Source organism: Variovorax sp. V15 (genome assembly GCF_041154425.1).
GTDB classification, from domain to species: domain Bacteria; phylum Pseudomonadota; class Gammaproteobacteria; order Burkholderiales; family Burkholderiaceae_C; genus Variovorax; species Variovorax guangxiensis.
Window position 1 is genome coordinate 4956381 of the sequence record NZ_AP028659.1, and the last position, 13957, is coordinate 4970337.

The following is a 13957-nucleotide window of genomic DNA, read 5'->3' on the forward strand; positions in this document are numbered from 1 at the left end:
CGTACTTCGCGCACCCCCTGAACGGGGCCCGCGCCTTCGGGCAGCCGTGCGGCGCTCATACGACGCTCCCCAGATAAGCCGCCTGCACGCGCTCGTCCGCGCGCACCGCCGACGGCACGCCCTCCACGAGCTTGGAGCCGAAGTTCATCACCACCAGCCTGTCCACCAGTTTCATCACGAAGTCCATGTCATGTTCCACGATGAGGATGGTCACGCCCTCTTCGCGCAGCTTGCGCAGCAGGTCGCCGAGCGCCATCTTCTCCTTGCGGCGCAGCCCGGCCGCGGGCTCGTCGAGCACCAGCAGCACCGGGTCGGCGGCCAGCGCGCGGGCGATTTCCAGGATGCGCTGCGTGCCCAGCGGCAGGCTGCCCGCCTGTTCGTGCGCGCGGTCGCCCAGGCCGATGCGGTCCAGCTGGCGCTGCGCCTCCTGCAGGATCTGCTGCTCTTCCGTGCGATCGAGCCGCAGCCCCGCCTTCAGGATGCCCGAGCGCGTGCGCGAATGCGCGCCCAGCGCCACGTTGTCGAGCAGGCTCATGTGCGGGCGCAGCTTCACGTGCTGGAAGGTGCGCGCCAGCCCCAGCCGCGCCACCTCGCGCTGCGGCATGCCGGCGATGTCGTGCTCCAGGAAGCGCACCTGGCCCGAGCTCATCGGCAGCGTACAGGTCAGCAGGTTGAACATGGTCGACTTGCCCGCGCCGTTGGGCCCGATCAGGCCGACGATCTCGCCGGCCTTCACGTCGAAGCTCACGTCGTTCACCGCCACCAGCCCGCCGAAACGCTTGACCGCGCCGTTCACCGACAGCACCGGCGATCCGCGCGCAGGTAGCGTGCGATGCGGCAGCGGCTCGACGGCAGGCCCCTCGTGACGCGAAGGCCCGCGAGTGCCGGCGCGGCGTCGCGTCCAGCGGCGCAGCAGCCCCATCACGCCGCCGCGCGCGAAGTGCAGCAGCAGGATGAAAAGCGCCGCGAAGGCCACCGCCTCCAGCTGGCCCGCGCGCTGCGTGAGCATCGGCAGCACGTCCTGCAGGCCGTTCTTCAGCACCAGCACCAGCGCGGCGCCCACCAGCGCGCCACCCAGCTGGCCGAGCCCGCCGGCCACCGCCATCAGCAGGTACTCGATGCTGGCGCGCACGTCGAAGGGCGACGGGCTCACGAAGCGGTTCATGTGCGCGTAGAGCCAGCCCGCCAGCCCCGCGAGCAGGGCTGCGGTGACGAACAGCGAAAGCCGCACGCGGTACGCATCGGCCCCCACGCTCGCCAGCAGCGTCGCGCCGCCGCGCAGCCCGCGAATCGCGCGCCCCGGCCGCGACTGCAGCAGGTTGTGGCTGAACAGGCAGGCCAGCCCGACCACCGTCCAGATCAGGCAATACATCGCGCGCGGATCGGCCAGCGACCAGCCTGCGATCTGCAGCGGCGGAATGTTCGACAGGCCCGTGTGCCGCCCCAGCGCGTCGACATTGCCGAACAGCATCGCGATGGAGAGCCCCCAGGCGATGGTGCTCAGCGGCAGGAAGTGCCCGCCCAGCCGCAGCGTCAGCATGCCGATGGCCAATGCCGACAGCCCCGTGAGCAGCAGCGCGAACAGCAGCCCCAGCCAAGGCGACATGCCCTGCGTGGTGGTGAGCCACGCGGTCGCATAGGCCGCGATGCCCACGAAGGCCGCCTGCCCGAAGGAGGTGGCGCCGCCCACGCCCGTCAGCAGCACGAGGCCCAGCGCCACGAGTGCGCCGATGCCGATGTCGTTGAGCAGCGAGACGGTGAAGCTGCCCGCGAACACCGGCACCAGCGCCAGCACCACGACGAGCCCGGCGATCCACGCCATGCGTTTGCGATTGCCGTTCATTCGTCCACCTCGTCTTCTTCCTCTTCGGCATGCGCGGCCATGAAGGAGCGCAGCATCAGCACCGGTATCAGCAGGCTGAACACGATCACGTCCTTCAGCGCGCCGCTCCAGAACGAGGCGAAGCTCTCGACCACGCCGACCGCGAGCGCGCCCACGGCCGTCATCGGGTAGCTCACGAGCCCGCCGATGATCGCGGCCACGAAGGCCTTCAGGCCGATGATGAAGCCCGAGTCGTAGTACATCGTCGTCACCGGCGCGATCAGCACGCCGATCAGCCCCGCCAGCAGCGAGGCGCACCCGTACGCCAGCAACGCGGTGCGCACCGGCCGGATGCCGACCAGCCGCGCGCCCACGCGGTTGACCGCCGTGGCGCGCAGCGCCTTGCCGGCCACCGTGCGCTCGAACACCAGGAAGAAGAGGCCGCTCAGCACGATGGCCGCCCCCACCATCAGCACCACCTGGCCGCTGACGGTGAAGCCCTCGCCCAGCGTGAACACGGCGCTGGTCAGCGGCGTGGTGCGCGAGCCCTCGGGCCCGAAGAACAGCAGGCCCAGGCCCGACAGCAGGAAGTGCAGCGCCAGCGACACGATCAGCAGCACCAGCACCGAAGCGTCGGCGATCGGCTGGAACACCACCCGCGCGAGCAGCGGCGCGATGGGCACCACCAGCAGCACCGCCACCGCGATGTGCACCGCCACCGGCACGCCCGGCCGTGCCGCGAGCCATGCCAGCGCGCAGGGAATGGCGGGCAGCACGCCCCAGGTCAGCACCGCCTTCGGAATGCGCGCGGTCTCGCCGCGCCGCACGAGGCTGCCTACTTCGGTGGCCAGGGCCAGCGCCGCAAGCACCGCGACCATGCCGATGGTCGGCGGCACGCGGCCGGTCTCGAAGGCCGCGAGCGACAGCGCCGCGAAGGCCGCGATGTCACCGAAAGGCACGAACACAACCCGCGTAACCGAGAAGATCAGCACCAGCCCGAGGCCGGCCAGCAGGTAGATGGCACCGTTGGCAAGGCCGTCGGTGATGAGGATGAGGGCCACGTCCCACGTCATGGCGCGGTCCTCCGGAAAGTCGGGAACAAGAGGTTCAAGGTGCGAGCTTCCATTGGCCGTTGTCGAGCTTGACGATCACCCGGGCGCGCTCATCCACGCCGTAGAGGCTGCCGGGCTTGAAGGTATAGACGCCGTGCGTGCCCACAACCTCCTTGGTGCTGAAGATGGCGTCGCGAAGCGCCACGCGGAACTCGGGCGTGCCCGGCTCCGCCTTCTTCATCGCGCGCGAGGCGGCGTCGGCGAACACCAGCCAGCCGTCGAAGGAATAGGCCGAGAAGGCATCGCTGGTCGGCGCGTTGTTGACCTTCTGGAAGACGGCGCGAAAGTCGGTGGCGATCTTCTTGGTCGGGTACTCGGCCGGCAGCTGCTCGGCCACGATCACGGGGCCCGTGGGCATCAGCGCGTTCTGGCCGGCCGCGCCGACCACGCGCACGAAATCGGGGTTGATGAGGCCGTGCTGGCCGTACACGCCGCCCTTGAAGCCGCGCTCCTGCAGCGCGAGGAAGGGCAGCGCGCCCGGGGTGCCGGCGCCGCCGGTCATCACCGCGTCGGGGCGCAGCGCCACGATCTTCAGCACCTGTCCGGTCACCGAGGCGTCGGAGCGCGCATAGCGCTCATTGCTCACCACCTTGATGCCTGCGGCGGGCGCGGCCTTCATCAGCGCCTCGTACACCAGGTCGCCCCAGGCATCGGAGAAGCCGATGTAGCCCACGGTCTTCACGTTGTTGCGCTTCATGCGCTCGACCACCGCGTCGATCATCAGCTGCGTGGGCTGGGCCACGGTCATCACCCACGGGTTCTCGTTGGGGTCGAGCAGGATGGGCGTGAGGCCGATCATCGGCGTCTTCGCCTCCTTGCCGACCTGGGCCATCGCTATTGCCGCGGGCACGCCCGAGGTGCCCATGAGCACGTCCACCTTCTCCTCCTCGATCAGCTTGCGCGCGTTGCGCCCGGCCGTGGTCGGGTCGGAGCCGTCGTCGAGCACGACCAGCTGGATCTTGCGGCCATTGACTTCGGGCTTGTAGGCCAGCGCGGCCTGCATGCCCTTGGCGTAGGGCACGCCCAGCGAGGAGTTCGGCCCCGACAGCGACACGCTCAGTCCGACCTTGAGGTCGGCCGCGAATGCGCTGGCAACGCAACAGGCGGTCAGCGCGGCGGCAAGGGCGCCGCGCGTCAATGTCTGCATCAGGCTCTTCATGTCGTAGCTCCGGTGAGGATGGTTGGAATGGACAACGGGTAACTCGGATGGATCAGATGAACAACTGGATGGCGGGCAACGCGCGCGGGGCGTTGAGCAGGTCGACGCGCTTCTCGCGGATTCGCCAGCCCTCAGGAGTGCGCACGAGGTGGTGGCGGGCGGTGCCGCTCAGCAATATTTGCCCCTCGCCGCGCGCCTCGACGTAGAGGAACGGCGTGCGCAGCCAGGCTTCATCGCCATCCTCGCGTACGATTCGCGAGGGCTGCAGCACATGCTGGCTGTGGCTCGCGGGATGCTGCGAATGCGCGCGCGGGTTCTTCAGCCGCTCCACGCGAAGCTGCAGCAGCAGGCGGTCTTCGTAGGCCAGCGAGTTGTGCGAGAAGGGGTCGGCCTGCGCCGCGCCGAGCAGCGGCACCCAGTAGTGGCCGTCCTCGGCGAACAGGGCCAGCCAGTCGTCGAAGCGGCGCTCGTCGAGCAGCGCCGCCTCCTGGGCGGCGAAATCGCGCGGGTCCGTCATGCCGTGGCCTCCATACCCGCCGCCATGGCCTTCGCCCAGGCGCGGAACTGGTTGCGCATCAGCAGCTCGTTGGTGCCGTTGGTGGTGATCGTGGCCTGCTGCTTCTCGGCCGGATCGAAGTTGCGATGCAGGCTCACCCATTCGTTGCCGCCCGCGCGCAGGCCCTGCTGGATGCTCTCGAACAGGTGCACGTCGTCGTGCGCGACCACCGACATCGGCGAGAACACCAGCCGGTTGTAGCTCATGGCGCGCTCGAAGAGCAGCGCAGGCGCGCCTGCCGCGCTGAAGCTCCAGGCCTCGATCAGCGTGCGGTTTGCCGCCAGCGGACGGATCACGCGGATGGCCAGCGGCGAGCCCTTGACCGACAGGCTCGGAAAGAAGACGGAGTTCTGCGGCGAGCGCTGCAGGATCTCGGCCGCGCGCTCCTCGCCGTGCGCAGCGCGCATGGCGGCCTCGTACTCGGGCAGCTGCGCGTAGTTCGAATGGATGCTGAAGTTCACCCCCAGCACGCTGTGGCCGTTGGCGAACACGCGCCCACCCATCCTGTCGAAGAACTCGTAGCCCGAGCCGAAAGGCAGGATCTGCTCCATCGCCATCGGCTTGGGATCCGTTGGCGCGTGGCCCTCCCACAGCGCCTCGGCCGCCTTGGTGGCAGATTCGTGCGTGGACAGCGGATGCACCGTGTCGTTGATGTTCTCCAGGTACATCTTCCAGTTGCAGTGGACGATGTTGCGCAGCACGCCGCCGCCAACGGCCAGCTTGCCTTCGGGCGATCGGTCGACCATGTTGTCGATGGCGCCCAGCACCTCGCCGAAGTACTCGTCGAACGAAGGGCCGGTGTCGGAAAGGCGCACGAACACGAAGTCGCGGTACACCTTCACGTTCTTCACCACCGAAAGCCCCTGCCCCGACTCGCAGGCCTTTAGCTGCGTGCCCTCGTAGCCGTTCTTCAGCGGCAGCCCGAGCGGCGCGCCGTCAAGCTTGTAGGTCCAGGCGTGGTACGGGCAGCGGAAGAAGCGGCCGGTGTTGCCGCATTCGTCCGTCACCAGCTGCGTGCCCTTGTGGGCGCAGCGGTTGTAGAGCACATGCACATCGCCGTCGGGCTGGCGCACCATGAGCAATGGCCGACCCGCGATCTCCTGCGTCACGAAGTCGCCGGCCTGCGGCACCTGGCTCGCATGGCCCAGGAAGACCCAGGTGCCGGCGAACAGGTGCTCCTGCTCCAGCGCGAAAAGCTCGTCGCTCAGGTACAGGTCGCGGTGCACCCGGTCGTCCTGAACCAGCGCCGCGACGAGATCGGGGCGGTTGCGGTAGGTGGTCATGGCGATGTGCTCGGCGGCGCGGCCTGGGCTAGGGGACGAGCTTCCACTGGCCCTTGGTCATCTGCACGATGACCACGCCGCGCTGGTCGGAACCGTAGCGGTCATCAGGCTTGAAGGTGTAGACGCCGTGCGTGCCCACCAGCTCCCTGGTGCTCACGATCGCGTCGCGCAGCGCCGTGCGGTAGGCCGGCGTGCCGGGCTCGCCCTTGGTGCGCGAGGCCGCGTCGGCCAGCAGCAGGTAGGCGTCGTAGGTGTACGACGAGAAGGCGTCGGTCGGCACCGCGCCGTTGAGCTTCTGGTACGCATTGCGAAAGCCCATCGACACCTTCTTGATCGGGTTGCTGTCGGGCAGCTGGTCGGCCACCAGCACCGGGCCGCTGGGCACCTGCAGGCTCTCGATGGAGGCGCCGCCCACGCGCACGAAGTCGGCGTTGATGAGGCCGTGCGTGCCGTAGATCCTGCCCTTGTAGCCGCGCTCGGCCAGTGCGATGTAGGGCAGCGCGCCGGGCGTGCCCGAGTTGCCCGCGAACACCGCGTCGGGCCGCGCCGCGACGATCTTCAGCACCTGCCCGGCCACCGACGAATCGCTGCGCGCATAGCGCTCGTTCGCCACCACCTTGATGCCGGCGGCATCGGCGCTCTTCATCAGCGAGTCGTAGGCCAGGTCGCCCAAAGCGTCGGAAAAGCCGATGAAGGCCACCGTCTTCACGCCCGACTTCTTCATGCGATCGACCACGCCCGCCACCATCAGCGGGAAGGGCTGCGACACCGTCACCGTCCACGCGCCCTCGGGGCCCGGAATGGTCACCGGCGTGGGCGAGATCAGCGGCGTGTTGAGCTCGCGCGCCACCGAGGCGATGGCCATCGCGCCCGGCACGCCCGAGGTGCCGATCAGCACGTCGACCTTGTCCTCGGTCACCAGCTTGCGCGCGTTGCGGCCTGCGGTGGTGGGGTCGGAGGCATCGTCGAGCACGATGAGCTGCACCTTGCGCCCGGCGATCTCGGGGTGCTCGGCGATTGCGGCGCGGATGCCCTTCTCGTAGGGCACGCCCAGCGCGGCCACCGGGCCCGAGAGCGAGCTGATGAAGCCGATCTTCAGGTCGGCGGCCATGGCCTGCGCTGCGGCCAGCGCGACGGCCGTGGTGGCGAGGATGCGGGCGATCTTTTTCATTAGCGATTTCACGTCGGGGTTTCAGGGAACCAGCTTCCATTGGCCCTTGTCGAGCCTCACGACGACGCGCGAGCGGTCGTCAGAGCCGTAGCGGTCGGTCGGCTTGAAGTTGTAGACGCTGTGCGTGCCCACCAGCTCCTTGGTGCTCACGATGGCGTCGCGCAGCGCGAGGCGGAACTGCGGCGTGCCAGGCTCGGCCTTGCCGGCCAACGCGCGCTGTGCCGCGTCGAGGTAGATCAGCCACGCATCGAAGCTGTAGGCCGAGAAGGTGTCGGTGGGCGGCGCGCCGTTGGCCTTCTGGAAGGCGGCGCGGAAGTCCATCGCGATCTTCTTCATCGGGTTGGCGTCGGGCAGTTGCTCGGCCACCACCACCGGGCCAGTGGGTGCCAGCAGCCCTTCCACCGACGCACCGCCGACGCGGATGAAGTCGGGGTTGATCAGCGAGTGCATGCCGTAGATCTTTCCCTTGTAGCCGCGCTCCTGCAGCGCCAGGTAGGGCAGCGCGCCGGGCGTGCCGGATGCGCCGGTGATCACCGCGTCGGGGCGCAGCGCCACGATCTTCAGCACCTGGCCGGCCACCGACGAATCGGCACGCGCATAGCGCTCGTTAGACACCACCTTGATGCCGGCGGCGGGCGCCGACTTCATGAGCGCGTCATACACCAGGTCGCCCCACGCGTCGGAGTAGCCGATGTAGGCCACCGTCTTCACGCCCGACTGCTTCATCTTCTCGACCATCGCCCCCATCATCAGCGGCGCGGGCTGCGGCAGCGTCACCATCCACGCGCCCTCCTCGCCCGGCAGGTCGGCGTTGGCGATGGATATCAGCGGCGTCTTCGTCTCGCGCGCCACGCCGGCGATGGCCAGCGAACCCGGCGCGCCGGCCGTGCCGATGATGACGTCGACCTTGTCCTCCTCGATCAGCTTGCGCGCGTTGCGCGCCGCCGTGGACGGATCGGAGGCGTCGTCCAGCGCGATCACCTGCACCTTGCGGCCGCCGACTTCCGACTTGTAGGCCTGAGCCGCCTTCATGCCCTTGTCGTACGGAATGCCCAGCGACGACACCGGGCCGGACAGCGACGTGATGAAGCCGACCTTGAGGTCGGCGGCCCACGCGCTCGCGGCGCTCAGCGCGCCGAGGCCCGCGGCGATGGCCGCGAATGTGCGAATTCGGTTCAGTACTTTCATGGCGGTGCTCCAGAGGTGGTTTTTTTGGGTGACGAGAACGCGAAAAGATGGATCCGGGTCAGAGGGCCAGGCTGCCGACGCTGGCGCCGCCGCACACGTACAGCACCTGGCCGGTGACGAAACTGTTGTCGGCGTCCGCGAAGAAACGCACGGCCCGTGCCACGTCGGCCGACTCGCCCAGGCGCTTGACGGGCACCGAGGCGGCGAGTGCGCGCTCCTTCTCGCTGCCGGCCTCGACCACGTCGTAGAACATGTCGGTGCGGATGGGTCCCGGCGCCACCACGTTCACCGTGATGCCGTCGGCCGCGAGTTCCAGCGCCCAGGTGCGCGCCATGCCCAGCATGCCGGCCTTGGTGGCCGAATAGCTGGTGCGTGTGGCCAGCCCCAGCGCGGCGCGCGAAGACAGCAGCACCACGCGGCCGAAACGCTGCGCGCGCATCGCGGGCAATGCACCTTGCACGAGCTGGATCGCACAGCCCAGGTGCAGGTCGACCAGCGCGTCGAGGTCGTCGAGCTTCACCTCGGGCAGCAGCGCGGCGCGGATCACGCCCGCGTTGTGCACGATGGTGGTGGGCGAGAAGCGCCCGACCAGTTCGCGCACCGCCTCGCCGGTGGCGGCGCGGTCGCTCAGGTCGACTTCGATGCTGTGCAGCTTCGGGTGGTCGATCTCCGCCTTGCGGCGAGCGAGCGACACCACCTCGTAGCCCTGCGCGAGCAGGTCTTCGCAGATGGCCTTGCCGATGCCTGCGCTGCCGCCGGTGACCGCCGCGACCTTGGGTGCGGTGCCGCTCATGCCGATGCTCCCACCAGCGCCAGCACGCGCAGCGGACTGCCGCTGCCCTTCTCGATCTTCAGCGGCGGGCAGATCAGCACCGCGCCGGACGGCGGCAGCAGGTCGAGGTTGCTCAGGCACTGCAGGCCATAGCGACCCGCGCCGTGCATGTAGTAATGGCACGGGTACGGCGGGCGCAGGTGATAGCCCTGCCCCGCGTCGGTGCCGATGGCTTCGGAGCCGAAGCCCAGCACGTCGCGCTCCTCGACCAGGAAGCGCACGGCCGCCGTGCTCGGTCCAGGCGTGTGCTGACCGGTCTCGTCGAAGTTCTGATAAGCCTCTGGGTCGGTGCGCTTGGACCAGTCGGTGCGCATCAGCACCCACGCACCCTTCGGAATGCGGCCATGCGCTGCCTCGTAGGCCTCGATGTCTTCCAGGGTCAGCAGGTAGTCGGGGTCGTCCTTCACCTGCGGCGAGCAGTCGATCACGCAGGCCGGCGCCACGAAGTGCTGCACGGGAATGGTGTCCACCGAGTTGTTCGGCAGGTCGCGTCCCGAGATCCAGTGGATCGGCGCGTCGAAGTGCGTGCCGGTGTGCTCGCCGCAGGAGAAGTTGTTCCAGTACCAGCCCGGGCCGCGCTCGTCGTACTTCGACACCTCCTCGATGCGGAAGGGCCAGCACTGGCCCATCTCGGGCGGCAGCGCGATCTGCGGGAACTCGGGCGTAAGCGTCTGCGTGAGGTCGATCACGCGGATACGGCCGCTTGCCATGGCGGTCACCAGGCCGCCGAGGATCTCGGCTGCGGACATCAGTTCGGTTGTGGTGGTCATTCGTTCGGCTCCTGTCTCAACCGCCTGCAGCCAGCTCGCGCTCGAGCACTTTCGGGTTGTCGCGCCAGCGCTCCAGCCACTCCTGCGCCACGTCGCCGGGGTACACGTCTTCCACGCCATCACGCAGCGCCTTCACGATGGCGTTGGCCAGCGCCGGGGGCGCGAGCTTGGGCGGCGGCGTGTGCTGGTTCCATTCGTCGTCGATGGGGCCGGGGAACACGTTGATCACGCGGATGCCCGCCGGCCGCATCTCCGCGCGCAGGCACTGCGCGAGCGAATGCGCCGCCGCCTTCGATGCGCTGAAGGTGCCGTGCGGCGGGAAGTTGCTCAGCGCGTAGATCGACAGCAGGTTGACCCACGCCGTCGCGCCCGTCACGCCGTCGGCCGAGCGGCCCTTGAGCGCGGGACCGAACTCCTGCGCGAGGCGCAGCAGGCCGAAGTAGTTGATGTCCATCTCGGCCTTGGCCACGTCGGTGCCACGCCGCGCGCCGATGCCGAAGGTGCGGTGCACCTCCGCGTTGTTGATGACGATGTCGACCTTGCCGCCGATGGAGCCCGCGAGTTCCGTCACCTGCCGGCCGTTGGTCAGGTCCAGCGGCACCAGCGTGACCTGCGGCAGCGCCGAGATGTCGTCGAGGCCGTCGCCCATCTTCTTCCAGGGCTCGGCGTGGCCGACCCAGACGATGTCGGCGCCGGCCTTGACCAGCGCGCGCACGATCGCCTGCCCGGTCTCGGTCTTGCCATCGGTCACCAGCACCTTGCGGAACTTGGGGTCGCTGGTCATCTCGCGCAGCATCTTGTCGTCGGCCATGTGGGGACTCCCTTCGTTCGGAAAACCAATGAGAACGGCCTGGCCTGCGCGGTCGAGCCGGGCGCCTACGCGCACCCTCTGCGGCGCGTCGCCGACTTCGCCATGCAGGTGGACCATGAGCGTGGGGCCGGCATCCAGGTGCACCAGGCCCAGCCGCCAGGGCAGCCGCTCGCGGAAGAACAGGTCGTTGCTGTGATGCAGCGTCGTGCTGCCGAGCAGCTCGCCCTCGCCGCTTTGCTGCCGCCAGCGCAGCGCGGCGGAGAGGCATCTGTGGCAGACCTCGCGCGGCGGGTACTGCACCGTGCCACAGTCGTCGCAGGTCTGGAGTTCGAAGCGGCCTTCGGCCGCGGCAGCGGTGAGACCCAGCGCCACGCGACCGCGCGCGCCGGGCGGCAGGTTCATCTGCCGGGTGCGCAGCACCGGGTTCTTGCGCGGGGGGCGCATCAGGGGCATCGTCATGCGGGTCTCCCCAGGATCACCGCGCCTGTGCACAGGCAACGGTCGTAGGTCACCATGCCGAAGCCGGCGACAAGGCCCAGCTGGGCATTCGGCACGGCGCGCGCGCCGGCTTGGTCGGTCAGCTGCCGGATCGCCTCGACCATGCCGAGGAAGCCGCCCGCCGCACCAGCCTGTCCGGCCGAGAGCTGGCCGCCGCTGGTATTGTTCGGAAAGCTGCCGTCGAAGGTCATGGTGTTGGCCTGCACGAAGGCCGGGCCCTCGCCCTTCTCGCAGAAACCCAGGTCCTCGAACTGCATCATCACGATGACGGGGTAGTCGTCGTAGGTCTGCACGAAGTCGAGCTCCGCGGGCCGGATGCCGGCCTGCGCGTACAGGTCGTCGCGGTCCTTGCGCCAGCCGCCCTGCACCATCACCGGGTCTTCGGCGTAGGCGTTGTGGCGCTCGATGGCGCCGCGGATCACCACGTGCGCCAGGCCCAGGTCGCGCGCGCGCTCCTCGCTCATCACGAGGAAGGCGTCGGCGCCGGCGCAGGGCATCACGCAGTCGAACAGGTGGATCGGGTCGGAGATCGGCCGCGCGGCCATGTACTCGTCGAGCGTGAGAGCCTTCTTGAACATCGCGTTCGGGTTGCCCAGCGCGTTGGTGCGCTGGTCGACGCAGATGCGGCCGAAGTCTTCACGCCTTGCGCCGTAGGTGCGCATGTAGTTGGCGGTGATGAAGGCGAAGATCGAGTTGGGGCCGCCCGAGCCGTAGGGGTAGCTCGCATCGCGCGCGAAGTTGCTGAAGCTGCCCAGCGTCTGGCGGAAGGAGTCGACATGGTTGGTGTCGGCACCCACGCAGGCCACGATGTCGGCATCGCCCGCCTGCACGGCGCGCGCCGCACGGCGCAGGCACATCACGCCCGATGCGCCGCCCGTGGGCACATGGTCGAGCCAGCGCGGCGACAGGCCCAGATGCTGGGTAACGCCCACCGCGGTGTCGGGCGCGAGCGAGAAGCTGCTGAGGCACAGGCCGTCGATCTGCTCCTTGGGCACGCCGCTGGCCTTCACCAGCGCCTCGACCGCCTGGCCGACGAACCAATGCGCGGTGCGCGTGGAATAGCGCACGTAAGGCACGGTGACGGGCACCGCGACCGCCACGCCTTCGTAGGAAAGCCGCTTGCCAGTCATGCCTGCCTCTTCTTCATCGAGCGGGTGTCGATGCAATGGGCCTGGCCTGGAAGCGACTGCGCCATCTCGCGCAGCTGCCCGCGCTGGATCTTCTGCGAGGGCGTGAGCGGCAGCGCATCGACGAAGGCCACGTAGCCGGGCGCCTTGTAGTAGGCGAGCTGTGCCAGCGCGTGCTGGACGATACTGGCCGCGGTCTGTTCGGGCTGCGAGGCATCGGCGCCTTCGCGCATCACGATGCAGGCGAGCACCTCGTCTCCGCGCACTTCGTCGGGCGTGGCGGCCACGGCCGATGCCTTCACCGCCGGATGCTGGTTGAGCACGCTCTCGACTTCGACGGCCGAGATGTTCTCGCCGCTGCGGCGGATCACGTTCTTCTTGCGATCGACGAAGAAGAAGTTGCCCTCTGCATCGCGGCGCACCAGATCGCCGGTGTGGAACCAGCCGTCGGCCCAGGCCTCGCGCGTGGCCTCCTCGTCCTTCAGGTAGCCGGAGAAGAAATGGCGCCTAGGGTCCGGGCCGGCCGAGCGCACCAGCAGTTCGCCCGGCGCATCGACGCCGACTTCACTGCCGTCGTCGCCCACGAGGCGGATCTCGACGAAATTCTCCTGCCGGCCGAAGCAGCTGGTGCCCACCAGGCGCGGCTCCCGGTTGGCCATGATGCAGGCGGCCGCGCCGGTCTCCGTCATGGCCCAGGCCTCCACCAGCGGAAAGCCGAAGCGCTCCTCGAAGGGCGCGTGGTTCTTGCGGTCCACGCCGGCGCCGAAGCCCCAGCGGATGGCATGGTCGCGGTCGGCGGCCGATGCGGGTGCCGACAGCAGCATCGCGGGCATCACGCCCAGGTAGTGGACGATGGTCGCGCCGCTTTCCTTCGCGCTCGCCAGCCAGCTCTTCGGATGGAAACGGTCGAGCTGCACCAGGCAGCCGCCCGCGACCAGCACCACCATGGTGGAGAAGGCCATCGCGTTCATGTGGTTGAGCGGCAGCGGCGTGATCACGCGCTCCTTGTCGGGCCGGATGCTGCACACGCCGTCTAGCGCCGCATACCACTCGCCTGCGCGCAGGAAATAGGCATTGCTCAGGATGCAGCCCTTGGGGCGCCCGGTGGTGCCCGAGGTGTAGAGCAGGCCGCATTCGGTGTCGATGCCCACGGGCTCGCCAGCACGCGGCGCAGCTGTCTTCGCGGACGGCACCGCGTCGTCGGGGCCCATGGTCTCGAAGGCGATGCCTGCCTGTGCGGCCGCCGCGCGCAGGTCGGCAGCGCGTTCGGGCAGCGTTACGGCCAGCCCGATCTCGCTGTGGCCGATCAGGTAGACCAGCTCGGCCGAGCGCATCTCCGAGTTGATCGGCACCACGCTCACGCCCAGTGCGTTCAGCGCGAGCCAGTGGAAGATGAAAGCCGGCCGGTTCTCCAGCAGCAGGCCGACGCGATGGCCGTGGCCGTAGCCGGCTTGCGCATAAGCGGCACGCAGGCGTTCGATCTGCGCAGCGGCTTCACCCCAGCGGATGGCGCCCGCCTCGATGCCGTAGGCGGCGGCGGTCACCGATTCGGTGAAAAGGAATTCAGCCTGCGGCGTGCGGGCCGCGGTGGCCGCGAAGACGTCGTGGACGGTGGCGTGGGGCATCAC

General features: G+C 69.1%; 12 protein-coding genes. All 12 read right to left on the bottom strand.

Annotated elements, in window-relative coordinates; all coding sequences use genetic code 11:
• Positions 1–55 precede the first annotated feature (55 nt).
• From ACAM57_RS23705 to ACAM57_RS23760, 12 genes are read right to left on the bottom strand one after another with little or no spacing between them, the layout of a single operon-like run.
• Positions 56–1843 carry an ATP-binding cassette domain-containing protein gene (locus ACAM57_RS23705; protein WP_369659182.1) on the bottom strand — a complete coding sequence of 596 codons (1788 nt, stop codon included), beginning with the start codon at positions 1841–1843 and terminating at the stop codon, positions 56–58.
• The gene (locus ACAM57_RS23710) at positions 1840–2895 is read right to left on the bottom strand and encodes a branched-chain amino acid ABC transporter permease (RefSeq protein WP_369659183.1); all 1056 of its coding nucleotides are present in this window, start codon (positions 2893–2895) and stop codon (positions 1840–1842) included. Before ACAM57_RS23710 ends, ACAM57_RS23705 begins: the two co-directional genes overlap by 4 nt.
• A 34-nt stretch (positions 2896–2929) precedes the next feature.
• Positions 2930–4093 carry an ABC transporter substrate-binding protein gene (locus tag ACAM57_RS23715; RefSeq protein ID WP_369659184.1) on the bottom strand — a complete coding sequence of 388 codons (1164 nt, stop codon included), beginning with the start codon at positions 4091–4093 and terminating at the stop codon, positions 2930–2932.
• A gap of 52 nt (positions 4094–4145) precedes the next feature.
• Positions 4146–4610, bottom strand: coding sequence for an aromatic-ring-hydroxylating dioxygenase subunit beta (locus ACAM57_RS23720; protein WP_369659185.1), 465 nt, complete (start codon positions 4608–4610; stop codon positions 4146–4148).
• Complete coding sequence (locus ACAM57_RS23725; RefSeq protein WP_369659186.1) at positions 4607–5932, bottom strand: aromatic ring-hydroxylating dioxygenase subunit alpha; 1326 nt, start codon at positions 5930–5932, stop codon at positions 4607–4609. The genes ACAM57_RS23720 and ACAM57_RS23725 overlap by 4 nt, the downstream gene beginning before the upstream one ends.
• Before the next feature lie 28 nt (positions 5933–5960).
• Positions 5961–7103, bottom strand: a complete 1143-nt coding sequence (locus ACAM57_RS23730) for an ABC transporter substrate-binding protein (RefSeq protein WP_369659187.1) — start codon at positions 7101–7103, stop codon at positions 5961–5963.
• Positions 7104–7124: 21 nt separating this feature from the next.
• Positions 7125–8291, bottom strand: coding sequence for an ABC transporter substrate-binding protein (locus tag ACAM57_RS23735; RefSeq protein WP_126022769.1), 1167 nt, complete (start codon positions 8289–8291; stop codon positions 7125–7127).
• A 58-nt stretch (positions 8292–8349) separates the two neighbouring features.
• Complete coding sequence (locus tag ACAM57_RS23740; protein ID WP_369659188.1) at positions 8350–9084, bottom strand: SDR family oxidoreductase; 735 nt, start codon at positions 9082–9084, stop codon at positions 8350–8352.
• Complete coding sequence (locus ACAM57_RS23745; protein ID WP_369659189.1) at positions 9081–9893, bottom strand: cyclase family protein; 813 nt, start codon at positions 9891–9893, stop codon at positions 9081–9083. The genes ACAM57_RS23740 and ACAM57_RS23745 overlap by 4 nt, the downstream gene beginning before the upstream one ends.
• Positions 9894–9909: 16 nt before the next feature.
• Positions 9910–11163 carry an SDR family NAD(P)-dependent oxidoreductase gene (locus ACAM57_RS23750; RefSeq protein WP_126022766.1) on the bottom strand — a complete coding sequence of 418 codons (1254 nt, stop codon included), beginning with the start codon at positions 11161–11163 and terminating at the stop codon, positions 9910–9912.
• Positions 11160–12332, bottom strand: coding sequence for a thiolase family protein (locus ACAM57_RS23755; protein ID WP_369659190.1), 1173 nt, complete (start codon positions 12330–12332; stop codon positions 11160–11162). The genes ACAM57_RS23750 and ACAM57_RS23755 overlap by 4 nt, the downstream gene beginning before the upstream one ends.
• A complete protein-coding gene (locus ACAM57_RS23760) occupies positions 12329–13954 on the bottom strand; it encodes an AMP-binding protein (protein WP_369659191.1) in 1626 nt (541 codons plus the stop codon). The genes ACAM57_RS23755 and ACAM57_RS23760 overlap by 4 nt, the downstream gene beginning before the upstream one ends.
• Positions 13955–13957 lie beyond the last annotated feature (3 nt).